General features: G+C 61.4%; 20 protein-coding genes and 2 tRNA genes. 13 read left to right on the top strand and 9 right to left on the bottom strand.

Features of this window, described 5'->3' with window-relative positions; translation table 11 throughout:
• The first annotated feature begins 112 nt into the window (after positions 1-112).
• The 3 genes from HED64_RS06950 to HED64_RS20255 all read left to right on the top strand — a co-directional run bounded on the left by HED64_RS06950 (position 113) and on the right by HED64_RS20255 (position 4808).
• Entirely contained in the window at positions 113-3889 is a 3777-nt protein-coding gene (locus tag HED64_RS06950; protein WP_168151335.1) for a multifunctional oxoglutarate decarboxylase/oxoglutarate dehydrogenase thiamine pyrophosphate-binding subunit/dihydrolipoyllysine-residue succinyltransferase subunit, read from the top strand.
• A 143-nt stretch (positions 3890-4032) separates the two neighbouring features.
• On the top strand, positions 4033-4638 hold the full coding sequence (locus tag HED64_RS06945) for a GDSL-type esterase/lipase family protein (RefSeq protein WP_132358394.1): 606 nt from the start codon (positions 4033-4035) through the stop codon (positions 4636-4638).
• A 95-nt stretch (positions 4639-4733) separates the two neighbouring features.
• Positions 4734-4808: a 50S ribosomal protein bL37 gene (locus HED64_RS20255; RefSeq protein ID WP_370630992.1), complete on the top strand. Its 75-nt coding sequence runs from the start codon at positions 4734-4736 to the stop codon at positions 4806-4808.
• Between the two features lie 148 nt (positions 4809-4956).
• Here the strand turns inward: HED64_RS20255 and rsrA are convergent, their stop codons facing one another.
• On the bottom strand, positions 4957-5223 hold the full coding sequence (gene rsrA / locus HED64_RS06940) for a mycothiol system anti-sigma-R factor (protein WP_132358396.1): 267 nt from the start codon (positions 5221-5223) through the stop codon (positions 4957-4959).
• Entirely contained in the window at positions 5223-5876 is a 654-nt protein-coding gene (locus HED64_RS06935; RefSeq protein WP_168151470.1) for a sigma-70 family RNA polymerase sigma factor, read from the bottom strand. The genes rsrA and HED64_RS06935 overlap by 1 nt, the downstream gene beginning before the upstream one ends.
• Before the next feature lie 349 nt (positions 5877-6225).
• Here HED64_RS06935 and aroA point away from each other — a divergent pair, with 349 nt between their 5' ends.
• The 6 genes from aroA (at position 6226) to HED64_RS06905 (ending at position 11247) form a co-directional block, all read left to right on the top strand.
• Entirely contained in the window at positions 6226-7551 is a 1326-nt protein-coding gene (gene aroA / locus HED64_RS06930) for a 3-phosphoshikimate 1-carboxyvinyltransferase (protein ID WP_168151334.1), read from the top strand.
• Positions 7552-7555: 4 nt separating this feature from the next.
• Positions 7556-8659, top strand: coding sequence for a ribosome small subunit-dependent GTPase A (rsgA, locus tag HED64_RS06925; protein ID WP_168151333.1), 1104 nt, complete (start codon positions 7556-7558; stop codon positions 8657-8659).
• A 175-nt stretch (positions 8660-8834) separates the two neighbouring features.
• A complete protein-coding gene (gene hisN, locus HED64_RS06920; protein ID WP_168151332.1) occupies positions 8835-9635 on the top strand; it encodes a histidinol-phosphatase in 801 nt (266 codons plus the stop codon).
• Positions 9635-10276 (top strand): metal-dependent transcriptional regulator, encoded by a 642-nt coding sequence (locus HED64_RS06915; RefSeq protein WP_168151331.1) that lies wholly within the window; start codon positions 9635-9637, stop codon positions 10274-10276. The genes hisN and HED64_RS06915 overlap by 1 nt, the downstream gene beginning before the upstream one ends.
• Positions 10277-10309: 33 nt before the next feature.
• Positions 10310-10810: a fluoride efflux transporter FluC gene (locus HED64_RS06910; RefSeq protein WP_245325790.1), complete on the top strand. Its 501-nt coding sequence runs from the start codon at positions 10310-10312 to the stop codon at positions 10808-10810.
• Positions 10807-11247, top strand: a complete 441-nt coding sequence (locus HED64_RS06905) for a fluoride efflux transporter FluC (RefSeq protein WP_168151330.1) — start codon at positions 10807-10809, stop codon at positions 11245-11247. The genes HED64_RS06910 and HED64_RS06905 overlap by 4 nt, the downstream gene beginning before the upstream one ends.
• Before the next feature lie 62 nt (positions 11248-11309).
• Here HED64_RS06905 and HED64_RS20165 read toward each other — a convergent pair whose 3' ends face one another.
• The gene (locus HED64_RS20165) at positions 11310-12053 is read right to left on the bottom strand and encodes a DUF2568 domain-containing protein (protein WP_168151329.1); all 744 of its coding nucleotides are present in this window, start codon (positions 12051-12053) and stop codon (positions 11310-11312) included.
• Positions 12054-12636: 583 nt separating this feature from the next.
• Between HED64_RS20165 and HED64_RS20160 the strand changes: the two genes are divergently transcribed.
• Positions 12637-13152 (top strand): hypothetical protein, encoded by a 516-nt coding sequence (locus HED64_RS20160; protein WP_168151328.1) that lies wholly within the window; start codon positions 12637-12639, stop codon positions 13150-13152.
• Between the two features lie 26 nt (positions 13153-13178).
• On the opposite strand, the gene HED64_RS06890 is transcribed toward HED64_RS20160, so the two are convergent.
• Positions 13179-13252 (bottom strand) — tRNA-Met (locus tag HED64_RS06890).
• Between the two features lie 161 nt (positions 13253-13413).
• On the opposite strand from HED64_RS06890, the gene HED64_RS20040 reads away from it, so the two are divergent.
• Entirely contained in the window at positions 13414-13545 is a 132-nt protein-coding gene (locus tag HED64_RS20040; RefSeq protein WP_281069208.1) for a hypothetical protein, read from the top strand.
• Here HED64_RS20040 and HED64_RS06885 read toward each other — a convergent pair.
• From HED64_RS06885 to HED64_RS20155, 3 genes are all read right to left on the bottom strand, one after another.
• Positions 13527-13600, bottom strand: a tRNA-Met gene (locus HED64_RS06885). The two genes, HED64_RS20040 and HED64_RS06885, sit on opposite strands and share 19 nt — an antisense overlap.
• A gap of 119 nt (positions 13601-13719) precedes the next feature.
• Positions 13720-16632, bottom strand: a complete 2913-nt coding sequence (locus tag HED64_RS06880; protein WP_210149346.1) for a UPF0182 family membrane protein — start codon at positions 16630-16632, stop codon at positions 13720-13722.
• Between the two features lie 294 nt (positions 16633-16926).
• Positions 16927-18099: a S16 family serine protease gene (locus HED64_RS20155; protein WP_168151326.1), complete on the bottom strand. Its 1173-nt coding sequence runs from the start codon at positions 18097-18099 to the stop codon at positions 16927-16929.
• Positions 18100-18309: 210 nt separating this feature from the next.
• Here HED64_RS20155 and HED64_RS06870 point away from each other — a divergent pair, with 210 nt between their 5' ends.
• The gene (locus HED64_RS06870; protein ID WP_168151325.1) at positions 18310-19782 is read left to right on the top strand and encodes a zinc-dependent metalloprotease; all 1473 of its coding nucleotides are present in this window, start codon (positions 18310-18312) and stop codon (positions 19780-19782) included.
• A 99-nt stretch (positions 19783-19881) separates the two neighbouring features.
• Here HED64_RS06870 and HED64_RS06865 read toward each other — a convergent pair whose 3' ends face one another.
• Positions 19882-20559, bottom strand: coding sequence for a M48 metallopeptidase family protein (locus HED64_RS06865; RefSeq protein WP_168151324.1), 678 nt, complete (start codon positions 20557-20559; stop codon positions 19882-19884).
• Between the two features lie 183 nt (positions 20560-20742).
• Here HED64_RS06865 and HED64_RS06860 point away from each other — a divergent pair, with 183 nt between their 5' ends.
• A complete protein-coding gene (locus HED64_RS06860; protein ID WP_168151323.1) occupies positions 20743-21771 on the top strand; it encodes a ThiF family adenylyltransferase in 1029 nt (342 codons plus the stop codon).
• Positions 21772-22460: 689 nt separating this feature from the next.
• On the opposite strand, the gene HED64_RS06855 is transcribed toward HED64_RS06860, so the two are convergent.
• Positions 22461-24602, bottom strand: a complete 2142-nt coding sequence (locus HED64_RS06855) for an ATP-dependent DNA helicase UvrD2 (protein ID WP_168151322.1) — start codon at positions 24600-24602, stop codon at positions 22461-22463.
• Positions 24603-24604: the final 2 nt, after the last annotated feature.

Here is a 24604-nt window from a genome sequence, read left to right as displayed (position 1 = left end):
GGCCAATAGTCACTAGACTATTACGCAGGTCTAGAACTTTGCCTGCGCGATAGGTACCCGGCGCGGAGGCTGCTTGGACAAACGGAAATTCAGGGAGAAGAGGCGTAATACCGTGCCAGATCAATCGCACCACCGACTCACCGAAGAGTTCGGCGGGAACGAATGGCTAGTTGATGAGCTGTACGAACAGTTCCTCAAGGACAAGAACTCGGTAGATAAGAAGTGGTGGGACATCTTCGCGTCCCTCAACTCGGAGCAGGCGGCCGCTCCTGCGGCACAGGCTCCGGTTGCAGCCACCCCGGCACCGGCTGCACCTGCAGCAGTACCACGTGCCGCGACCCAGGCGCGCGTCGTTGACGTCTCCGGAGGCACACCCAGCTCCTCCGCCGAATCCTCGACCGCCGGCACTGCCGCCGCCGCAACGTCTCGTGTTCCGGCAGATCCCGCTCCGGCCACCAAGTCGCAGCCGATCCCGGCGCAGCTGCCGAAGTCCAACGCCCCCGGCACCATGGGCGAAGAAAAGCGCACGCAGCTGCGTGGCCCGGCCAAGGCCATTGCCACCAACATGGAGCAGTCCCTGACCGTTCCGACCGCCACCACGGTGCGCGCCGTTCCGGCCAAGGCCCTGATTGACAACCGCGTTGTCATCAACAACCACCTCAAGCGTGCCCGCGGCGGCAAGATCTCCTTCACGCACATCATCGGCTTCGCCGTGATTCGCGCCCTGAAGCTCTTCCCCTCGCAGAACGTCACCTATGCCGAGATCGACGGCAAGCCGATGGCTGTCACCCCGGCACACGTGAACTTCGGCATCGCCATTGACATGCCCAAGCCCGATGGATCGCGCATGCTGGCCGTGCCGAACATCAAGGCAGCGGAGACCCTGAGCTTCAACGAGTTCTGGGACACCTACGAAGGCCTGATCAAGCGCGCCCGCGCCAACAAGCTCACCGCAGATGACTACGCAGGCACCACCGTGTCGCTGACCAACCCCGGCGGCATCGGCACCGTGCACTCGGTACCGCGCCTCTCCAAGGGCCAGGCCACCATCGTGGGCGTTGGCGCACTGGAATACCCTGCGGCCTACCGTGGCTCCGCCGAGTCGACGGTTGCTCTCGCGGGTGTCGGCAAGATCATCACCCTGACCTCCACCTATGACCACCGTGTCATCCAGGGTGCTGGCTCCGGCGAGTTCCTGAAGCTTGTTGAGTCGCTGTTGCTGGGCGAGCAGGGCTTCTACGACGAGATCTTCGAAGCACTGCGCATCCCCTACGAGCCGGTGCGCTGGGCAGTGGATAACCAGGTCGACGTCGACCTGCAGGTTAACAAGATCGCTCGCATCCAGCAGCTCATCCACTCCTACCGCGTGCGCGGCCACCTGATGGCCGACACCAACCCGCTGGAATACGTCCAGCGCCGCCACCCTGACCTCGACATCCAGACCTACGGCCTGACGCTGTGGGATCTGGACCGCGAATGGGTCACCGGCGGATTCGGTGGCAAGGACCGCCTGCTGCTGCGCGACATCCTCGGAGTACTGCGCGACGCCTACTGCCGCACCATCGGCATCGAATACATGCACATCCAGGATCCTGTGGAACGCAAGTGGTTCCAGGACGAACTGGAGCACCCGTACACCAAGCCGACCCGCGAAGAGCAGTTCCGCATCCTGGGCAAGCTGAACTCCGCGGAGGCCTTCGAGACCTTCCTGCAGACCAAGTTTGTTGGACAGAAGCGCTTCTCGCTGGAGGGCGGCGAATCCCTGATTCCGCTGCTTGATGGCATCATCTCCGACGCGGCCGACGAAGGCATCGACGAGGTCGGCATCGGCATGGCTCACCGTGGCCGTCTGAACGTGCTGACCAACATCGCCGGCAAGACCTACGCACAGGTCTTCCGCGAATTCGAAGGAACCGCGCCGACCGGCTCGGTTCAGGGTTCGGGCGACGTGAAGTACCACCTGGGTACCGAGGGTTCCTACACCTCGGATTCGGGCAACGAGACCAAGGTTTACCTCGCGGCTAACCCCTCTCACCTCGAAGCATCCGACCCGGTGCTTGAGGGCATCGTGCGCGCCAAGCAGGACCGCGCGGAATCGGGCAACTTCAACGTGCTGCCGATTCTGGTACACGGCGACGCTGCCTTCGCGGGCCAGGGTGTCGTTTCGGAGACCTTCGCCTTCTCGCAGCTCCCGGGCTACAAGACCGGCGGCACGATCCACGTGATCGTGAACAACCAGGTTGGCTTCACCACCGCACCGACCTCCTCGCGTTCAAGCGTGTACGCGACCGATGTTGCCAAGCAGGTTCAGGCACCGGTCTTCCACGTCAACGGCGATGAGCCGGAGTCGGTAGTTCACGTGGCTCAGCTGGCCTTCAAGTACCGCCAGCGCTTCAACAAGGACGTCGTCATCGACATGGTGTGCTACCGCCGCCGTGGCCACAATGAGGGCGACGATCCGTCGATGACTCAGCCGATGATGTACAACCTCATCGAGGCCAAGCGTTCGACCCGCAAGCTGTACACCGAGGCTCTTGTTGGCCGCGGCGACATCACGCAGGACGAGGCAGATTCGGCATTGCGCGACTACCAGGATCGTCTGGAACGCGTCTTCTCCGAGACTCACGCCGCGCAGACCTCCCCGATCCCGGTGATCACCGCGGGAATGTCGGCGATCAACGATCTGGAGCTGCCCGCAGCCCAGCGCGAGGACTACGCATCGGTTGGCACCGGAACCGGCACCGCGATCACCGCCGAAACACTGGCACAGATCGGCGCCGCTCACATGGCCATCCCGGAGGACTTCACCGTCCACCCGAAGCTCAAGGTACTCCTGGAGCGTCGCGAAAAGATGAGCCGCGAGGGCGGGATTGACTGGGGCATGGCGGAAATCGCCGCCTTCGGCACCCTGTCCATGGAAGGTGTGCCGGTTCGTCTGGCAGGCCAGGACTCACGCCGCGGCACCTTTGTGCAGCGTCACGCGGTCTTCCACGATCGCCTGAACGGCAACGAGTGGTACCCGATGCACAACCTCTCCGAGGACCAGGCGAAGCTGTGGATCTACGATTCGCTGCTCAGCGAATTCGGCGCCCTCGGCTTCGAATACGGCTACTCGGTGGAACGCCCGGACGCCCTGGTGCTCTGGGAAGCGCAGTTCGGTGACTTCGTCAACGGCGCGCAGACCATCATCGATGAGTTCATCTCCTCCGCCGAGCAGAAGTGGGGCCAGCGCTCCTCGCTAGTCATGATGCTTCCGCACGGCTACGAGGGTCAGGGCCCGGATCACTCCTCCGCCCGCATCGAGCGTTTCCTGCAGCTGTGTGCAGAAAACAACATGGTTGTGGCCCAGCCGTCCACCGGCGCCAACCACTTCCACCTCTTGCGTCGTCAGGCCTACGCCCGTCCGCGCAAGCCGTTGGTCATCTTCACCCCGAAGCAGCTGTTGCGTCTCAAGGCCGCAGCTTCTGCCGTGGAGGACTTCACCACCGGTACCTTCCAGGAAGTTATTGCCGATACGGCGAACCTGAACCCGGCCGACGTTGATCGTGTACTGCTGGTTTCCGGCCGTCTGTACTACGATCTGGCCGCAGCTCGCACGAAGGCTAACGACACCAAAACCGCAATTGTTCGCGTGGAGCAGCTTTACCCGCTGCCCACCGAGGCCATTGCCGCCGAGGTTGCCAAGTACCCGAACGCCGAGGTTGTCTGGGCTCAGGACGAGCCGGCCAACCAGGGTCCGTGGCCGTTTGTTGGTCTTAACCTTCCCGCAGCACTGGGCAAGGTTGTTCGTCTGGTATCGCGTCCGGCATCCGCCGCCACCTCGACCGGCACGCACAAGCGCCACGAGGTTGAGCAGTCGGTGCTCCTGACAGCGGCATTCAAGCGCTAAAGGATCACGTGAGACTCCGTACATCCCTGAGGATGTGGAGTAACTAAATCAAGCCTCGGGGCGGGACACTAACAGTGTCCCGCCCCGAGCTCGCTTAACCGACTGCTAGTGTGGGTGGGTAGCCGCCCTGAGAAAGGTCATTCGTGGATCACCGCACTATTCGACTAACCGCCATCGGCGACGAGCTCCTTGCCGGACACGGGGACCCACGAGCGTTGGGCTGGTACGGACGGGTGCTGGCACGCACCCCCGGCACCGAGGTCCGCATCGAGAGCTATACCTTGGCAGCTCCCGGCGAAGGTACCGAGGCATTAAGTACCCGCTGGTTTGATGAGGCTTCGCGCCGTTTCGGCGAAAACGTGGATAACCGTCTGGTTGTCGCACTCTCGGACCGCGACCTTGATCTGGGCCTTTCCACGGCCCGCAGCCGACTCAACCTGGCCAATATTCTTGATTCAGCCTCCCAGATGAGCATCAAAGCACTGGTAGTAGGCCCGGCGCCGGGCCTGGACCCCGAACGTAATGCCCGCCTGGCCGAACTATCGCACGTCTACGCGGACGTGGCCACGCGCCGTAAACACCACTACGTTGATACCTTCACCCCGTTGCAGAATCATGCCCAGTGGCGTAACGATCTCACGGTCAACGGTGGGCTTCCGGGGCAGGCCGGGTACGGGCTGATGGCTTGGCTGGTCCTCCATCGCGGCTGGTACTCCTGGCTTGGTTTGCAGGAGCCCGGCGCCAGCTAGTCAGCCCGGTCAGATTCGACTTTGGGGATCGGGTCTGGTGTGTGAAAGACTGGTAAAAGTCCAATTTTTGGGTCAGTACATTGAAGGAGATTCACATGAGCAAGCGCGCACGTAAGCGTCGGGGCCGTAAGTCCGGTGGAGCAAACCACGGTAAGCGTCCCAACACCTAAATCGCTGCATTGTTAGGCACCGGTAACACACCGTGCCCACGCAGTTTAGGGCTTGGCCACTAAAAGGGCCGGATCCCCCGCACCGCCGCAAGGCGATGAGTCGGGGATCCGGCCCTTTTAGCATGTCCGATAGAACAGTGGTTCGTTCCTATGCGTGTCCGATTTCCACCTGGATCTCGGAAATCCGCGAAATGATTTTTGACTTCAGCGTGTCCGGAGCGATCTCCTGGCAGCTACGTCGCACCACCGAGCGAATGATGCACTCAAGGTCGTATTCCTCGGTGCATTCGGCACAATGCTCCAGGTGCTCCTTGACGTCGGAGAGGTCCTTCAGCGACAGCGCACCATCAAGGTATTCGTACAGGCGGACGATGCGATTGTCGTCGCAGTCCCCTAGTGATTGGCAGTCACCCATTATTTCTTCTCCGCTCCGGGCTTGGGTGCCCCTTTGGTCTTAGATGCTGTGTTGATTCCGCGCTCCTGCGCGTAATCGGCGAGCAATTCCCTCAGTTGTTTTCTTCCGCGGTGCAAGCGCGACATCACCGTGCCAATCGGCACCCCGAGGATGTCGGCGGCGTCCTTGTACGGGAAGCCCTCCACGTCCACGAAGTAGACCGCCAGCCTGAATTCTTCGGCAATGGACTGCAACGCGTTTTTCACGTCGGAGTCCGGCAGGTGGTCCAGCGCTTCCACCTCGGCCGAACGCAACCCGCTGGGGGTGTGCTCGGCGGACTTGGCCATCTGCCAGTCCTCGATGGTGTCGGTCCCGGTGCGCAATGGTTCACGCTGCCGCTTGCGGTACAGGTTGATGTAGGTGTTGGTCAGGATTCGGTACAGCCAAGCCTTGAGGTTAGTCCCCGGCTTGTACTGGTGGAACGCCGAATACGCCTTGGTATAGGCCTCCTGGACCAGATCTTCTGCGTCCGATGGGTTCCGCGCCATGCGCATCGCAGCGGAATAGAGCTGGTCAACATATTGGAGCGCGTCACGCTCGAAGCGCTCGCGGCGTTGTGCTTCGGTCTCGTCGGCTACCGGAACGGTGTCGGTGCCCTGCATATGCTCGGTCATCACCGCCAAGTCTACGCGTAGCGACGCTTCGCTCGGGGCCGGGGAATTAGCCGTCAGTACTCCCATATGTCCTCCGCCTCATGGCATCAAATGTGTGATCTCTTCATGGCCGCGCTCGGATCGGAAAATCCTTGCGAAAATTGCGCCATGCATGGATAACACGCAAGCGCCCGACTCTATTCCACGCCGGGTACCGCGCTACGGCTAGAATTGGGGCCGGAGCCCACATCGATGGCGACGTTAAACCGGCCGATAGTCGTGAACTAACGGCGCCGTCCCCACCATCCATGTGAGAATCCCCCACCGCGCGGCTCAGACCGCGACACAGAACCAAATTCGGAGGCAGCCGTTGAGCACCAAAGACATCGTGGACACCGCATGGGACGCACCCCACCCCGCGTACCCAGTTAACGGCACCGTCATCGTTCCGGCGTCCAAGTCTTTGACCAACAGGTACCTGTTGCTCGCCGCATTGGCCGATGGGCCATCACGCATCTATAACGCTCTGGCCTCACGAGATTCCGATCTGATGATCGGCGCACTGCGCGCCCTGGGCACCGGGATCGAGTCCATCAACTCCGCCGATGGCACCGTTGAGCTTCGTATCACGCCGCTGGATCTTGAACGTGAACTGGGTCAGGTGCAGATCGACTGCGGTCTGGCCGGAACCGTTATGCGCTTTGTTCCGCCGCTGGCGGCCTTGGTCCGCGGGAGCATCACCTTTGATGGTGATCCGCACGCACGGCTTCGCCCCATGGCCCCGGTGCTCACAGCCCTGAGTGATCTGGGGGTGAGCGTGCACGAGAATGGCGAGCCCGGCCTGTTGCCGGCCACCATCACCGGGACCGGCTCATTGGCCGGGGGTCGGATCGTTGTGGATGCATCGGCGTCCTCCCAATTCATCAGCGCCCTGATGCTGGTTGCTGCCCGAAGCGAACACGGGGTGGAGATCATTGCCGCGCCGGGCACCATCGCCAGCCCCGATCACATCGAGATGACCGTCGCCACGCTGCGCGAACTGGGTGTGGAGATCACACGACCCACCGAACGCAGCTGGAAGATTGAGCCGGGGCGCATCACAGCCTTTGAACGCACCATGGAACCTGACCTCTCCAATGCCGGACCTTTCCTAGCCGCCGCCATGGTCACCGCTGGCACCGTCCGCATCCCACACTGGCCCGTGCGCACCACGCAGGTCGGGGACCAATGGCGCACCATCCTCACGCGCATGGGGGCACAAATCACCCATCACGAGGATGGGATTCTTGAAATCACCGGACCGGCGAAGATCAGCGGCATCAACTACGCCGATTCCTCCGAGTTGGCCCCGACGCTGGCCGCCATCTGCGCCCTGGCCACCGAGCCCTCACGACTCACCGGCATCGCACACCTGCGTGGCCACGAAACCGACAGACTTGCTGCCCTGGTCACGGAGCTGAACAAGCTCGGCGGGAAAGTCACCGAACTGGACGACGGGCTGCTGATCGAGCCGGCCACGCTGCACGGAGGCGAGTTCGGTACCTATGCTGATCACCGGATGGCCACCGCAGGAGCCATCATCGGCTTGGCGGTACCCGAGGTCAAGGTCCTTGACATCGGAACCACCGCCAAGACCATGCCCGATTTCCCCGAACTTTGGACGACGCTGGCTACCAGCGGAAAGGCCACACACTAAGCACATGGCACGCAATACCGAGGATTGGGAAGACTTCACCGTCCGCGCCCGCCCCAACAAAAAGGGCACCCGCCCCCGCACCAAGGACCGCCCGGCCTACGAGGACGCCTTGATCGGGAGAATCATCACCGTTGACCGTGGCCGCTACCGCGCGATCCTGGATGAGGACAGCGCGCAGGAGCGGATTGTGATTGCTGCCCGTGCCCGTGAGCTACGCCGCAATCCGGTGGTGCCCGGGGACTTTGTGGCGCTGGTGGGCGATACTTCCGGAGATCCGGACACGCTCGCGCGCCTGGTGCGCATCGAGAACCGCAGCACCTTGCTGCGCCGCAGCGCCGATGATACCGACCCGGTGGAGCGCGTGGTGGTGGCCAACGTCGATCAGCTGGTGATCGTGGTGGCCGCCGCCAACCCGGAACCGCGTACCGGTTTCATCGACCGGGCGATCGTTGCTGCCTTCGATGCGGGTATCAGCCCGCTGCTGTGCATCACCAAGGCCGATGTGCGTGACCCGGAGCCCTTCTTGGAGAACTACCGCCACCTGGACATCGACATCGTGGTCTCGCGGACCACCGATGAAACTGCGACCGGCATCGATGCGCGCAGTGCCGATGGACTCTCCGCCCGCTTGGCAGGGACTCCCGTGGAAGCCCTGCGTGAGCATCTGGCCTCGAAGGTCTCGGTGGTTATCGGTCACTCCGGTGTCGGCAAGTCCACGCTGGTCAACGCGCTCACCGGTGCCCAGCGCGCCACCGGCAACGTTAACGCCGTTACGGGTCGCGGTCGGCACACCTCGTCCTCGGCCCTGGCGCTAAGAATCGATGACGCTCCGGCGGGCAGTTGGATCATCGATACCCCCGGTATCCGCTCCTTCGGATTGGCCCTGGTCGACCCGGAAAACATCCTGAACGCGTTTGCCGATTTGGTACCCGTGGCCAATCGGTGTGCCCGCGGTTGCACGCATAAGGCCGCCGAGCCGAAATGTGCCCTTGATGCTTGGGTCGCCTCCGGCGAGGCCGGGACGGTGGGCATCGCCCGGCTGGAATCCTACCGTCGACTCCTGGGTCAGGACGAAGAAACTGAAACCAAGGAACTCGGCTCCATCTAGCTCGCCCCGAGCACGCTGCGTGGGGCAGATCGTTGCGTCGCGGGCCCCTAGATGCGCTCAGAGTGCGGTCATGGTGCGTGTGATTCCGCACACTAGGCACCGCTGTGCGTCATGCCGGGGCCTTTGACCGGTTTCTTGCAGCACGCGCGTCACCACGTGGGATAGGTTAAAAGACATGAACACCGACGTGATGACCTACCTTGATGACCTGCGCCTAGCCCATGTCATTGCCGACTCGGTCGATTCCCTGACGCTTTCGCGTTTCAAGGCAGTTGACCTCGTCGTGGAGACCAAGCCGGATTTGACCCCGGTCTCCGATGCGGACAAGGCGGCGGAGGAAACCATCAGGTCACACATTTCCCGGGCGCGGCCTCGTGATGCCATTACCGGCGAAGAATTCGGTACTACCGGCAAGTCCAACCGGCACTGGGTCATCGACCCGATTGATGGCACCAAAAACTTTGTGCGTGGCGTTCCGGTGTGGGCCACGCTGATCGCCCTGATTGACGACGGAGAACCCGTGGTGGGTTTGGTCTCCGCTCCGGCGCTGAACCGCCGCTGGTGGGCAGCCAAGGACCTCGGTGCGTTTACCGGTCGCTCGCTGACCAGTGCCCACCGGCTCCAAGTCTCCTCGGTGAGCAAATTATCCGATGCCTCGATGTCCTACTCCTCGCTGAGCGGTTGGAAGGAACGCGGGCAACGGGAGAACTTCCTGGAGCTCACCGATTCACTGTGGCGCACACGCGCCTACGGCGACTTCTGGTCCTACTGCATGGTGGCAGAAGGTGCCATAGATCTGGCCGCCGAGCCCGAACTGAACCTCTACGATATGGCCGCGCTGGTTCCGATCATTCGCGAAGCCGGCGGCCGCTTCACCTCGGTCGAAGGTGTGGAGGGCTGCGATGGCGGAAATGCCGTGGCCAGTAACGGCCTGCTGCACGATGCGGCACTGGAAATTTTGAACGCCGGCCGCTAATGTCCCCGGCACCACTGACGGCCAGCGAAGAAAACTACCTTAAGGCGCTCCATGCGCTGACCGAATGGGAAAATGACCCGGTCACCACCGGGAACATCGCCGCCCAGCTGGGTGTTGCCCCGGCATCTGCTACGTCCATGGTCTCCAAGTTGGCGGGCAAAAACCTGCTGATCCACCCACCCTATGGCGCCATCTCCTTCACCGAGGCTGGCCGACTGGCCGCACTTTCGGTGGTGCGCCGGCACCGGCTCATCGAGACCTTCCTGCTCAAGGAGCTCGACTATGGGTGGGATGAGGTGCATGAGGAGGCAGAACAACTGGAGCACACCGTCTCCCCACGGTTTATTGAGGCCCTTGCCGCCCGCTTGGGCCACCCGGCCGCTGACCCCCACGGTGATCCAATCCCCGGTCCAGACGGCGCAATGGTGATGCCACCGGCCGTGCGGCTGGACAGATTTTATGCCGCGGGATCCCCCAGCCAAGCAATCATTTCGCGCATCAGCGATGAAGACCCAGCCTTCCTTCGGCTCTGCACCGATCTAGGGATCTCCCCCGGCAGCACCATCGAGCTGCCCCACCCACAACTGAGCATCATCGACACGACGATGTTGTGGGTGCTTGCCGTACCCACCGACACCTAACCACTTGACCACGATGGTCATCTGGCACGCATCATGATGAAGACAGAGCCGCCGCAGGCAAGCCCCGGAGGGGGCAAGGCCACGGCACGGATCACCGTCGGTAATCTGTTGGCCGTGATGGTCGGCGGATTCCTTGGCGCCGCGCTGCGTGTGGGACTCGGCTTCGTCTTCCCCGAAGGTGGCGGATTCCCCACCACCACACTGGTGGTCAATCTCAGCGGAACGGCTGCGCTGGCGGCCCTGACTAGCTACTGGCAGGTGACTCATCGCGGCCGGCCCTGGTTACGAGCGGGAATCGGCACCGGCTTCCTGGGCGCCTACACCACCTTCTCATCCCTTGTCCTGTTCGTTCTGGGTTCCCCGCTCCCATTGGCACTGAGCGCGCTGCTGGTCTCACTGAGCGGATGCGCCGCTGTGGCATGGCTGGTCATGGCGGGAGTCGAACGCATGGTGCGACCCACGGTAGAGGCGCAGCCTGACCCCGGTGCTGCGGCACCCGGGATGAGAAGCGAAAACGGTGGGGAGGTCTCGTGAGTCTCTTGTGGCCCGGAGGATTCCTGCTGATCGCCCTTGCGGGTGCCCTCGGCGCACTGATTCGCTACCTCATTGATGTTTCCATCTCCGCGAGGCAGCATGCGCAGCCGCGGCGTGGTGCAAAAATCTTCCCGGCCGGCATCCTTGTGGCCAATACCGCTGCGGCGTTCTTAGTGGGCGCTACTGCCGCATGGGCCCTGAATCACGACGTCGGGCTGGATCTTTTTTCACTTTCGCGCCTCTCGGATCTGGTCATTGTGGCTCTGATCCTCGGCGTGGGTGGCGGGTTAAGCACCATGAGCACATTTATGCTCGCCGTGGTCTCACTGTGGCGCTCCGGGGCACGCGCCATGGCTCTGAGCTACCTCGGAGCGACGGTTATCGCCGGACTCTGCGCGGGACTAGCGGGAATTCTGCTCGGGAGACTACTTCCCTAAGCGGTTGCGAAAGACTCCGTGCCGAGCATTGTTGCAGCTGTTCGCTGCCGCACCGCAGCGAACTAACGGGCGGCGCGCCGACCCGAGGTCTTGCTGGGCGCGGGCCGGCGGTCCCGCGCAGCGACGGTCAGCGCGAGACTGATTGCGGTGAGCACGCCCATGGCTATGGCCAGCACCGGCTGCCCGGCTACCGCAAGGAGGACGGCACCAGCCGCGAATAAGAGGTGAGACACAACGGCATGGTACGGCTGCGCAAAACGTAATGGAGCCTTGGGTGACAAGAACATAATCCAGAAAATCAGTACCGGAACGACGCTGATGAGTACCGACAGCACAGGGCTAAAGTTCAGCGTCTGCAATCCCCAGATGCCGAAGGCACCCAAGAGTGCTACTTCAAGGATGAAGCCGACGGTCGTTAGTGCTGCTACGACGCCGCTCCCCTTCGTTCCCTCTGGTGCGTTGGCAGCATTCAGCGTCGTGGCCGCTTCGGTTGCCCCAGCCGCTGCAGGTGCCTGCTCAGACGCACTGTGCGCTTTGTTGTCCGTCGGATTGTGCTGTTTCGGAGGTGTAACGGAGTCAGCCGCCGTAGCTGATGACGATTCCGCCGGTTCGGCTGCTGGTTCACGACGCTGAGCCGGCGATGATTTCGCTGCGGTAGGTGCGCTCACAACGTCGGCGTCATCAGTTGCAGGAGACTTGGAAGTCGAATCGGCGACGTCATTGGCCTCAGTGCCCAGTTTCTGCGCCGTTGGCTTCACCGGAACAGAGCCATCGCTTGTGGGGGTACCGGAGGTTCCAGAGGTCACGTTCCCAGCGTGAGTAGGAGCACTGCTTCCCTCTTTTGCGGAACTATCCGCACCACTATCTCGCGTCGGAACGGGTTTTCTGTTGGCTGTTGAGGATGGCCCGGAGCCCGCTTTGGGAACCACTGTGTTCTCGCCCGCTGCCGTTGGCGCGGAGCCCACATTTGAAACGGGCTTGTTGCTAGCTATCGCGGTTGGCGCACTGCCCACAGCTGGAACCGCTTTGCCCGGAGTAGTTGTCTTGCTCGCGACTACCGGTGCACTTTTTGTTGCTTTGGGGCCAGTGGTGGTCGCGCTTTTTGCCTGGGTCTTGCCGTTTGCAGCCGAAGGAGACGTTCTAATTTTTTCGCCCTGGACGACCTGTCCCTGCTTGGCCGTGGGGCTTTGCTTTGGGGCGCTTGCCGCTTGTTCAGCCACGGACGCTGGTGTTGACGTAACAGGTTGAGAGGAACGACCCGTTGTAGGCGAGGAAGGTCGGGGCTTGGGAGTGGCCTTAACGATCGGCTCGGGCTTAGCAGTGTCCGCTGGTTTACCGGCGACCGCAGGTTTTGCGGATATCGCTTCCGCTGCCTTGGAGTCAGCGGCTGTGGGCACCGGCGTTGATTTCGCGTTGTTGGTTACCGCAGGATTCACCACTGGAGGGCTTGCTACGAATCGGCCGGGTTTGTTCGGCTCATCCGACGAAGTGGACTTGGTCGCGTTCTGGGTATCGGTCGGCGGTGCTGGGCTTGCTGGCCGCGGCGCACCCGGCTTCGGCGATGTCTTGCTCGACGTCTCGGGCTTAGCTCCGGAAGCAATTGTCGAGGGCTTGGGCGGGGACGCAGTCCTATCACCGCTGTTCTCGGCGGAGACGGTGCCCTTCTTTGGCACACCGTTATTCGACGTTGACTGCTCCGGCATGTTGCGCTTACCTCACATGGACTCGACAATGCCCGACACTCGTCGAGCTGACCATTTACGATTCCCAGTCTATGACGCCAACGACGTGCGATGGTCGAACAACATGTCGAAGCAAGGTTTTTCCCGTTTTCTGACAGTCATGACTGATCCCCGGAATTCAGCTGGCGACGTGCTGGTTAAAGCAAATGATCCACTGCCCTGAATCAGGGCAGTGGATCATTTTCTTTGTGGCGGGGACAGGATTTGAACCTGTGACCTCCGGGTTATGAGCCCGGCGAGCTACCGAACTGCTCCACCCCGCGTCGGTAAACACAACACTACCAGCGCATGAACGTCTCACCTAATCGAGCAAGACTTCGCTCAAAAACCTGCCTTTTCAACGCGCGTGCCCGGGTCCAAGACATCGTTTGTGCAACACGAGATGGCATCGGCAAAACAATTGCCTGATGACAAGAACATTGCCATGAGCCGCAACATGACTAAGGGCCGCAAGCCGGCCTTGGACCCCAGCAACATGACTTTTGGGCAAAAGGGAAGGACCCTGGCCAAGTTTCCCTGGTCAGGGTCCTTCATTCGTGGCGGGGACAGGATTTGAACCTGTGACCTCCGGGTTATGAGCCCGGCGAGCTACCGAACTGCTCCACCCCGCGGCGATATATCAATCATCGCCGATAAGGTGAGCAGTAAGCAAATCCTGGGGGTGTCGCCCTGATCACACGTAGTGCAGGCGACTCCCCCACTCCCCCAATAGCCCGAGGATTCCAGCTCTTTACGGAGCCGGTGTTTCGCTGGCCGGCGCCGAAGATGCTGGGGCATCAGTTGGTTCAGCAGGACCAGTGAGCGCATCCTGAGCTTCAGTTGCGCGATCGAGAGCTTCCTGCAGCTTCGTCTGCTCGGCGCCATAGGCAGCGAAGTCATTCTTCGCCAATGCCTCTTGGCCAGCCTTGATAGCCGCATTCGCATCACCCAAGGCGTCGCTCAGCTGCTGCTCCACGGTCAGGTCGACCTCCGGAGCCCCTGGCTCGGGAGTCCCGGTGCCACCCGATTCGGTTTCACTGGTCACCGCGCCGGAGGTTCCCTGGAACACCTGGTCAAGTGCCTCGGCTAGGGTATCGGCGAAGCCGACCTTGTCGCCGAAGGCCACAAGGACCTTGCGCAGCGTCGGGTAGGAGGTCTGGCCCGAGGACTGCACGTAGACGGGCTGGACGTAGAGGATACCGCCACCAACGGGCAGCGAGAGCAGGTTGCCGTTCTTGACCTCCGAGGCACCCTGACGCAGCAGGTTCAACGCTTGGGAAACCGTAGCGTTGGAGTCGAAGTTCTGCTGTGCCTGGCCGGGGCCGGGGACAGAGAGCTCACGCGGGATCGCCAGCAGCCGCAGCTTGCCATAGCCCTCGGCCTTCACTCCCGCCTCGGAGCCGGCGTCGGCTTCCGCAGACAGGAAGCCGAAGAGCACGTTACGCTGCTGACCGCCGGAGGCTGTCTGCGGAATGAACGTACTGGTCAGCGAGAAGGCTTCCTTCTCTTGCTTCGGCATCTTCAGTGAGAGGTAGTACGGTGGCTGCTTGACGCTCGCGTTGGACTGGGTCGGGTCCGAGGGAACGGACCAAGCATCGTTGGCGTCGTAGTAGCCCTCGGGATCTGTCACGTGGTACGTGGAGAGTAGCTCACGCTGAACCTTGAACAGGTCTTCCGGGTATCGCACGTGACTCATCAGCTCGGCGGACATGTCCTTGTAGGACTTGATGTTGGTCGGGAAGACCTTCTGCCAGGCTTTCAACATTGGCTCTTCCGGCTCCCAGGCGTACAGGGTGACCGATCCGTCGTAGGCGTCAACGGTTGCCTTGACCGAGTTGCGGATGTAGTTGATCTGGCCAGTCTGAGCGACGGCACGAGTGCCGCCGGTCAGCGAGTCGGTGACTGCCGAAGCAAGTGCCTGTTGCTTGGAATAAGGGTAGTTATCCGAGGTGGTGTAGGCATCGACGATCCACTGCACGCGGCCATCAACAATCGCCGGGTAGGTGTTTGAATCGACGGTCAGGTACGGGGCGACCTTTTCGACGCGTTCCTTCGGGCTGCGATCGTAAAGAATCTGCGATTCCTCGTTGATGGCGTCGGAAAGCAACAGGTCCGTAGAGGCGAACTTCAGCGAGTAGACCAACCGGTTGAAGAAGTTGCCCACTGAGGGGCCGCCGTCGCCTTCGAAGGTATTACGCGTATCTTGGCTGCCCGAACCGGAAGCCGGACGGTCAAGTTCACGCGGCGCCCAACCCTCTGGACCACCAACAATCGAGTAGGAAGGGGACGTTTCACCGAAGTAAATGCGTGGTTCGTAGGTATCGTCGTTGCCCAGCACGCCATTAGTAGGGATACCACTGAGCATGAAGTCGGGACGTCCACCGGCTGCCACACGGTTACCGAAGGCAGCAACCACACCGTAACCGTGGGTGTAGGTGATGTGCTGGTTGACCCAGGTATCGGTCTGATCCACGTTCAGTTCACGGACACCGATGACCGTGTCTTCGACTTTTCCGTCAATCTCGTAGCGGTCAACGTTCAACGTGGTAGTGAATTTGTAATAGGTGCGGAACTGCTGGAGCTGATCAAACGCCGCTGAGACCAGGTTCGGGTCAAGCAGTCGGATGTTTGTGGTGGTCGCGCTGTCCTTGGCGAGGGCGTTCTTCTGCGGGTTCAGCTGAACGTCGTAGGGTGTCTCCTCAACCGCATCCAGCCCGTAGGCCTGGCGCGTCATGTCGATGTTCTTTTGGATGAACTCGCGTTCCAGTGTTTTTTCCGAGGGAATGACCTGGTACTGCTGGACGATGAACGGGTAGATACCACCGGCAACGATGACGGTGACCAGCAGCATGGCGGTACCGATGATCGGAAGGCGCCAGCGCCCGATGATCGCAGCAACGATGAACGTCACGGCAACCAAAACCGCGGCGATGGCCAGAATGGTCTTGGTGGGGATCACTGCGTGCACGTCGGTGTACAGCGCGCCGGCAACTCGGCCGTCCTGGGCGAGCAGCGTCGAGTAGCGGTCAACCCAGAAATTCACTGCCTGAAGCAACAGGAAGGCTACCGCCACGACGGCGATGTGAATACGGGCAGGTTTGCCAATAACAACCCCACCGCGTTCCTCAATACGAATGCCGCCATAAAGGTAGTGGGTGAGCAGGCCCGCGATACCGGCAATAAGCACCACGGAGATCAGGTAGCCGGACAAAAGCCCGATGAAGGGAAGCGAGAACATGTAGAAGGACAGGTCCATGCCGAACTGCGGGTCAACCTCGTTAAAATCAACCTGGTTGAAGAACAGCAGCACCTCTTTCCACTGTGAGGTCACGGCCGAGGCGGCGAAGATGCCCACCACGACCGGCACACCGATCATCAGCAGACGACGCATCGGCTCAAGCTGGGATTGGTACTTGGACATGGCGTCTTGGCGCTGACCGTCCGGAGCGTACACGGGACGTGAGCGATAGGCCAGCCGCAGCGAAATCCAGACGGCGAAGCCCATGATCAAGAAAGCGACCACGAAGATGGCGGCCTTGGATAGGTACTCGGTCCAGAACACGCGCTCAAAGCCGAGCTGGGTGAACCACAGCACGTCAGCGTAAATGCTCGAGACGAAGACGAACGCGGCGACAAGGACGCCGATCACGATGATCGTGGGCATCAGCGGCGACGAACGCCGCCGATTCGGCTGCGGGTCGGGACGTCCTTCGGGACCCCTCGGGGGACCCTCAAAGGGACTGCCAGTGCCAAAACTCAATTTTTACCTCACGGTTGAAGCGAAGGGTGAATGGATGACACATCAAAAAATGTGTCTTAACGCTCCATTCTGCCTTGGATGCCCCGTGGTACAACAACCGGATACCGGGATGTCGGAGAAATGTAAGCCGATTGTGATCACCCCGCGCCTTCACCGCGCCGCACGAAGAGAACCGAAGCCCACTTTTGCGAGTACTACCTAGCCACAACCGGGGAACGAGGCGGGGTCTTGACCCGAACCAATTCCCTCAACCGCTGCCCTGGCCTCGGCGAGGGTCGCGACCTTGATGACAGTTAAGCCATCCGGGACACGCCCCGTAAGGTCGGCGCAATTATCGGCCGGGGCCAAGAAGTACTGCGCTCCGTTGTCTCTGGCACCAACCAGCTTTTGCGCGATGCCACCGATGGGTTCAACCTCGCCATCGGCAGTGATCGCCCCGGTGCCGGCAAAGTGTTTGCCCCCGGTCATCTCGCCGGCGGTCAGCTGGTCAACGATCGCGAGGGCAAACATCATTCCGGCGCTCGGACCACCAACATTCTCCAAACCGAAAGTGACGTCAACAGGGAATTCGAATCCGCTGGAAAGCATGATGCCCAATTGCCGCTGGCCCTCGGGCGTCTCGGTGGTTGCGGTCTTAACGGTTAGGGCTTTGCCATCACGCACGATGCCCATCGTGCTGGGCTTATCGCCCGCAGCTTCAAGCTGTTTTTTTAGCGTCGCTAAATCGGTGATCGGTTTCCCGTTGAGGCTCTGTAAACGGTCGGAAATTTTCAGCACGTCGGAGTTCTGCTGGGTGGCAAAGCCAACCACGCTCAGGTGCGAAGTGAAATCGATCTTGAGCTCGTTGAGCGCCGCCGCGGTGGAAAGCTGTTGCGAGTCATCCATCATTACGGTGTTCTGCTCGCTTTGCTGGGTCGTCGTGGTCCCACGAGGCAGCACAATTTCTTCCGGCACCACATCTTGCTTCGGATCGATCCAACCCCACAGCACGTTGAAGAATGGCAAGCGCTGCTGTCCGCCACCCTGGACATACACGGTGGTCATATCCAGAGCTCCGGAGGTGGGATACGTCTTGGTCCCGCTGATCTGAAGCAGCTTCGTATCCTTCACCGAACCGATGGTATTCATCGCCGGGCCAGCTGACTCCACAACAAAGTGGGTTGGAAGCACCGCCGCTGCAGCAATGATGGCCAGCGCCGTCCAACCCGCTAATGCGCGGTGCCGGTAGAGGCGGGATTCACCACTGTCCCCCGCCGGCCGCCGGCCCCAAAGCCTTGAACGGTCTGCGCCGTGGCGGCTCGGGTCGGTTCCCAAAATGCCATTGGCGGCCGGACCCTGTTCCGGGTGCGATGAATCATGCGCTGCTGGCACGAGGCCCTCTTTCCTTGTCATTCGGGCACGCGGCACCCCGATAATTGATCGGGGTGAGCCACGGCAGGTTCAAGCCTACAAGCCCGCAAGGATGCAGCGCTGCTGGGCACGGGAGGGAGCCAAGGGTTCACAGCATTTTCCGATGTGCCCACAGCGAACTGTCTGGGCAGATCATGGGCCGATCCTTTGTGCCAGGGGTACCGTTGAACCATGGCTGAGAATCCCCCATCAAACCGACCCGACGACTCCAACAACGACGATGAGAATGCGAAGGATCCGTTCTCCGAGATGTTTGGCTCGCTCTTTGGCGGTGCCGGCGGATTTGACCCCAAGAACCTTCCCGAGGGGTTGAGCGAAGCCATGGGCTTGAACAACAATCCCGAGGCCATGGCGCAGATGATGCAGCAGGCTAAGGCCATGATGGCCGCCATGTCCCAGGGTGATGGCGGCCCGGTGAATTGGAAGATGGCCACCGATGCTGCCCGTCAGGCCATTGCCGGCGATGACCCCTCGATCACCGCAAGCCGCGCCGCCGCCGTGGTCAGCGCCGCTCGACTTGCCGAGATGTGGCTGGACTCGGCCACCGTGTTTGAGGCAGATGGCAGCGAATGTCGCTCCTTCTCCCGTGCCGAATGGGTCGAAAAGACCATGCCGGTGTGGAAGTCTCTCACCGAACCAGTTGCCGTGAGCGTCGGCAAGGCCATCACCAGTGCCCTGAGCGAGCAGATCCCCGAACAGATGCGACCCATGATGGGTGGCGCGCAGGGAATGCTGCAGTCAATGGGCGGCACCATGTTCGGTATGCAGCTGGGTACGGCCGTTGGTGGGTTGGCCAAGGACGTTCTCGGTGCCACCGACATCGGCCTACCGCTGGCCGGGTCGACCCCGGCACTGGTACCAACCAACCTTGCCGCTTTCGGAGACGGACTAGGCGTCCCCGAGCAGGAAGTGCTGCTCTTTGCCGCGTTGCGCGAGTGCGCACACGTACGCCTCTTCAACCGGGTGCCGTGGCTGCGTTCCACGGTCATCTCGGCGGTGGAGTCCTATGCGCGCGGCATTCACATTGATATGTCACGTGTTGAGGAAGCCGTGCGCGACATCGATCCGTCTAACCCCGAGTCGTTCCAGTCGCTGATGGGCGAAGGGCTGTTTATGCCCAAGCGCACCGCAGCCCAGGAAAGCGCACTGGCCAAACTCGAGTTGGTCTTGGCACTGATTGAGGGTTGGGTCGATGAGGTCGTGGCCGCCGCGGCCGTGAATCTTCCGAGTGCCGGAGGGCTACGCGAGACCATCCGTCGGCGCCGGGCAGCTGGCGGCCCCGCTGAGAACGCTTTTGCTTCCTTGGTTGGCTTGGAACTACGTCCACGCCGACTGCGTGAGGCCGCAGCCTTATGGGCTCATCTGTTCGAAGAGCGCGGGCTCGAAGGCCGCGACGCCATTTGGGAGCACCCGGATTTGATGCCGACCGAAGAAGATCTCCAAGACCCCGCCGGCTTCACCACCCGACGTCAGTTGGCCGAGGCCAGCATGGATGACATTGATGCCGCGCTGAGCAAATTGCTCAGTGGTGGTTTTGAGACGGAGGACTCCAGCGATGCCGAGAACCCGGGCACCGATTCGGATTCGGATTCGGATTCGGATTCGGATGAAAACCCGGAGCAGGAGAACCCTGAGGCCAAATAACCTCACGTCGTAAAATGCTGTGGGTGTGTCGGAATCTGTCGACACACCCACAGCTTTTTTCTGCCCAGTATGGGTCAGCCAACGATATGCATGCCTCACCTAGGCGAGAACGCGGCTCCCAATGCTTCCGAGATCGCCGTCGTCGAAGTCTTCATCGTCAAAGTCATCAAAGTCCGTATCCCCGCTTGGTGCCGGAATCTCCGGTTGAGTATTCGGCGTGGCTCGCTCGGCGGCACGGTATCCGTGGCTGACTCCCGAGAGGAAAATGGTGGCGTCGTGCACCCGCGGGTAACGTGCCAGAACCGCCTTGAAGCGTGCACCATGACCATCGCGGGGCTCAACTAAGTGGGCTAGTTCGTGGGCCAACACGTAGTCCTGCACCCATTGGGGCAGTGGGCGCAATTTATCCGACAGTCTGATCTGGCGGGTGTGCAGGCTTGCTGATCCCCAGCGACTGTTTTGATTTGATACCCACCGAACGCCCGCGGGAGAGGCTTGGGATCCAAATAGTTCCGCGTCCATGGCTCGAGCCCGTTTTAGCAGCTGCGCATCTGGATCAATCGAGTGTCCGGCAACGACCTTGCGCATGACCTTTTTAACCATGTCAGCTACCAGCAATCGTTCGGCCTGCTCGCCGAGGCCGACCGGCACCGAGACGACCATCGTGTTCTGCTTCCATGCCCCGGAAATAGTCTTTTTACGCCTCGCCGAGCGCACCACACGAATCGCGGTGCCGTTGCTATCAACGTATTCGCTCGTAGTTGATTGGGTGCTCATCTCAGTTTCCTTCCGCCCCGTTCCATTTCTTCTACCGCACCTCGCGGTACTCCCCCAGTCCACTTTCCCGCTCCAGGGTGTGGATACCCGCCGCTCCGCGTCATTCCGGTGCCAATCTGGTGGGACTCAAGGCGCCAGAGAAATGATGAGATGTGGTGCCTAACTCTTCGAAGGGGCACCATCATGAGGATCAACCCGGGAGTGCAGGTTCTCAGCTTAGTTGAGGGCACCATCCAGATTGGAACGGGCCAGCGTGCCCGGTGGATAACTGGACTGAGCGCTGCCGAACGGCGTTTTGTGCTCTCCCTGGCCACGGGCGCACCACCGAGCGCCTCCGCGCCCATTGCCGGTGATGTCCTGAAAAAGAGTAGGCGCAGCGAGATCTTGGGCATTCTCGCTCCGGTCCTTGTGCCGTCGGTGCCACATTCAGGCAAAGACGTGGAGGCCGCGCTGGGCAAAGGTCTCGGGGCACGAATGATGCCTGATGTTCTGCAATGGAGCTCCGCTTACCGGCTGGATGCGACACGCGCACTGAAGGCTCGGAGCGAGTCCAGAGTCGCGCTCTATGGATGTGGACGCACCGGACAACTCTTGGCACACATTCTCGCCGCGGCCGGGGTGGGAGGACTGATGCTCTCGGATTCGGAAGATTTCGACGCGCAGGATTTAGGAGCCGCCACCGCCGGCATCACCGCGGTGGGAACCCAGCGAGCCCGGGCCACGGCACGATCATTGCAACCGCTCTACCCGCATTTGGCGGTTGCCGAATCCGCAGTCAGGAGCCCTGGCGCGTCGCCGCTGGACATCTCGGTAGTGATCGGCGAAGGAGCACTGCCGCCAGTGCATTCACTGGCACAGGATGAGGCAATGCTCCCGGTGCTCTTCACCGATGCGGGCGTGCGCATCGGTCCAATGTCCATCGACGGCATGAGCATGTGTGCGCCCTGTGTGTGGGAGCAATGTGACCCCACTGTGCGCATGCTGGACAGCCACGCCGACGAGAACGAATACCAGCTCCTGCGGCCCGAAGCGTCACTAGCGGCCGTGGCGGCGGGTATCACCGCCATGCAAGTGCTGATGTTGATCGATCGCATCAACGTCCCGACAACTGTGGATTCGATGATCACGTGGGATTTATCCACCGGAGGCGGGTCAAGTACCCCGGCGAAGCAGCGTCCTCACTGCACTTGTCTGGATGGTCGTGCCGCCTAGGACAATGGTTGCAAAAGCTTAGGGAGGCATCGTTCCAGCACCCCCGCGCGTGGTCGTCGGAGCGCCCTAGTCTGCCTCCCGTGACGGAGTAGCGAATGGTGGGTGCCGAGACACTGGTTCGAATACATCGGGGTGCGTTGAACTTGTGCTGTGCCAGTGGCTTGCGGGGGGCGTGCAACGCGGGACGCCACTTTGGCGGTATCCCGCGTTGTGATAGCCAGAGCAGTGCCCGGCTAGATAAAACGGACCCGTTCGGGGTCTTGCCAATGCCGGTGCTTCAAATTTGAGGGTACGGATTCAACTCGTACGTTCCGCCCACTTCCAGCCGGACTCGCGGGTCCCCGATATGGAAGCGTTCCGTGTCGTTGCGGCCGTTGAGGCTCCACGGTAACGATCCGTTCTCTAAGCTGACATCGCCATGGAATTCGTTGAACGTTGATTCGACACAGAACGTGTTGGTTGAGGCGTAGTAAAGACCCGTTCCGCCGTTGTGTGTGAAAGTGATGAAGGCTCCTGCTGCGGCCGGGCCCGCCGTTTTCAGAGTGTTCGAGAACGCGATGCCCTGACGATTCTTGCGCCATCTGGTGCACCAGCGGCTCAAGAAGCCGAAGTCCCTCACAGATCCGTGCGGGCAACGCTCGGACAGCCGATGCCAGTTCTTAGACATATGAGCCGAGCACGAGACGTCTCTACTTCGCTGAATCCCCTGCAAGGATCGCCAGTACCGCGTCGCCATAACGCTCCAGCTTGCTCTTGCCCACCCCGGAGATCTGCCCCAGTGCCGAAACGTTGCTGGGGTTATTCTCAGCGATGGCCATCAACGTGGCATCGGTGAAGATCACGAAGGCCGGAAGTGAATTCGCTTGGGAGACCTGCAGGCGCCAAGCGCGCAGAGATTCGAACACTGCCTCGTCATAACCCGCCGGGCAGCCACCACAACGTCCCAGCTTTCGCTCCGAGGCGCTCGAGAGCAACGTTCCACAGACCCGACACAGCGGCGGCGTGGCTGCGGCCCTGCGCTTGGTACTGCGCGCTGGAGTCGCGGTACGTGACGATCCGGAGGGACGCAGACCGTCCAAGAAACGGGAGGGCCGTCGATTGGCTCGACCGCCAGGGGTGCGAGCCAACGACCACGAGAGTCCCAGGTATTTACGGGCGCGGGTGATACCCACATAAAGCAGTCGACGTTCCTCGTCGTAACCTGCCTGATCATCTGCGAAGGAGATGGGCATCAGACCTTCGGAGAGGCCCACCAAGAACACCGCATCCCATTCCAAGCCCTTGGCCGCGTGCAGCGAAGCCAGAGTGACGCCCTGCAGGGTTGGCGCGTGCTGGCTAGCTGAACGTTCCTCCAGTTCAGCAACAAAAAGATTCAACGTAAAAGGGATCTCCGAACCGGCTCGAGAAACTGCCATTTCGTCGGCGAGCGCAACCAGTGCGGAGAGAGACTCCCATTTTTCCCGAACGGCACCCGAGGCTGCCGGAGCGGTTGCACTGTAGCCAAGGGAGACCAAGATGTCGCGAGTGAGCTGTGGGACGGACTCGACTCCGGGCTCGGTGGTGGTGTTTCGTGCCGCTGAGCGCAATTGCAGCATCGCATCGCGCACCTCGCGGCGGGCGAAGAATCGTTCCCCACCACGCAGTAGGTATCCAACTCCGGCGGAAGCCAGTGCTTGCTCATAGGCAGCGGATTGGCCATTGGTGCGGTACAGGATGGCGATCTCCGCCGCCGGGGTGCCCTCGGAAATGAGCTTCTTGATCCGGGCAGCGATTTCTGCTGCCTCGGCCTCGTCGTCCTTGGCCTCAAGGAAACTGGGGTCGGGCCCGTTCTCACGCTGGGCAACAAGTTCTAGCGGCGTGGGCCAGTGGATGTCGCGGTCAGGAACCCCGGCCTCCGGCTGACGGGCAGCCAAGACACGGTTGGCCAGGTGCACCACCTGCGGAGTGGAGCGATAATCGCGCACCAGCTTGACGACCGGTGCGTGTTCATACCTATCCGTGAAGTCCAGAAGGTGGCGCGGGGTGGCACCGGTGAAGGAATAAATGGTCTGCGAGGCGTCGCCCACGACACAAAGTTCATCGCGCCCGCCCAGCCACAAGTCCAGTAGACGTTGCTGCAGCGGGGAAACGTCCTGATACTCGTCAACAACGAAGTGACGGTATTGGTCGCGTACCGAAGCGGCAACGCGGGGGTCATCCTCCAAAATGGCCACCGTGAGCAGCAGTACGTCCTCAAAGTCGATGAGCTGCCGATCGGTTTTCACATCTTCGTAGGACTGGAAGATCCGAGAGACGGTGATCGGATCCAGTCCCCCGGGCTGCCCGCGGTCCGCCGCTGCTGCTACATAAGATTCTGGCGTGAGCATCGAGACCTTTGCCCATTCGATCTCGCTGGCCAAGTCACGCACCGTGGCACGGTCAGCGGTGGTGCGCAGTCGACGTGCGGCCTCGGTGATTAGCGGCGCCTTGTAGTCAACGATGTTCGGCAGTTGACCGCCAATGGCCTGTGGCCAGAAGTACTGCAGCTGGCGCAGGGCTGCCGCATGGAAGGTCCGGGTCTGCACCGCACCAGCACCAAGATCACGTAGTCGTGAGCGCATCTCGGCGGCGGCCCGGGCGGTGAAGGTTACCGCTAAGAGTGAGCTCGGCTTGTAAACGCCGGTGTGCACACCATAGGCAATGCGGTGAGTAATGGCCCGGGTCTTGCCGGTTCCAGCTCCGGCGAGAACACAGAGCGGTCCCTGCAGCGTCGTGGCGACTTGTCGTTGTTCTTCGTCCAGTCCGCCGAGGATGCGCTCCTCGATACTGCCGGTTCCCGTCTCTTCGGTCATGT

The sequence above is a fragment of the Paeniglutamicibacter terrestris genome (genome assembly GCF_012271785.1).
Classification (GTDB): domain Bacteria; phylum Actinomycetota; class Actinomycetes; order Actinomycetales; family Micrococcaceae; genus Paeniglutamicibacter; species Paeniglutamicibacter terrestris.
The sequence above is the reverse complement of the archived record's forward strand: the minus strand, read 5'-3'. Positions and strand labels throughout refer to the sequence as shown.

Bases quoted from the DNA above. Each gene is read 5' to 3' on its own strand.
- rsrA (WP_132358396.1), bottom strand. From the start codon at position 5,223: ATGGGTGACTGCCAATCACTAGGGGACTGCGACGACAATCGCATCGTC.
- HED64_RS06935 (WP_168151470.1), bottom strand. From the start codon at position 5,876: ATGACCGAGCATATGCAGGGCACCGACACCGTTCCGGTAGCCGACGAG.
- rsgA (WP_168151333.1), top strand. From the start codon at position 7,556: ATGGCACGCAATACCGAGGATTGGGAAGACTTCACCGTCCGCGCCCGC.
- hisN (WP_168151332.1), top strand. From the start codon at position 8,835: ATGAACACCGACGTGATGACCTACCTTGATGACCTGCGCCTAGCCCAT.
- HED64_RS06915 (WP_168151331.1), top strand. From the start codon at position 9,635: ATGTCCCCGGCACCACTGACGGCCAGCGAAGAAAACTACCTTAAGGCG.
- HED64_RS06910 (WP_245325790.1), top strand. From the start codon at position 10,310: ATGATGAAGACAGAGCCGCCGCAGGCAAGCCCCGGAGGGGGCAAGGCC.
- HED64_RS20040 (WP_281069208.1), top strand. From the start codon at position 13,414: ATGAGCCGCAACATGACTAAGGGCCGCAAGCCGGCCTTGGACCCCAGC.
- HED64_RS06880 (WP_210149346.1), bottom strand. From the start codon at position 16,632: ATGCCCACGATCATCGTGATCGGCGTCCTTGTCGCCGCGTTCGTCTTC.
- HED64_RS06870 (WP_168151325.1), top strand. From the start codon at position 18,310: ATGGCTGAGAATCCCCCATCAAACCGACCCGACGACTCCAACAACGAC.
- HED64_RS06865 (WP_168151324.1), bottom strand. From the start codon at position 20,559: ATGAGCACCCAATCAACTACGAGCGAATACGTTGATAGCAACGGCACC.
- HED64_RS06860 (WP_168151323.1), top strand. From the start codon at position 20,743: ATGAGGATCAACCCGGGAGTGCAGGTTCTCAGCTTAGTTGAGGGCACC.
- HED64_RS06855 (WP_168151322.1), bottom strand. From the start codon at position 24,602: ATGACCGAAGAGACGGGAACCGGCAGTATCGAGGAGCGCATCCTCGGC.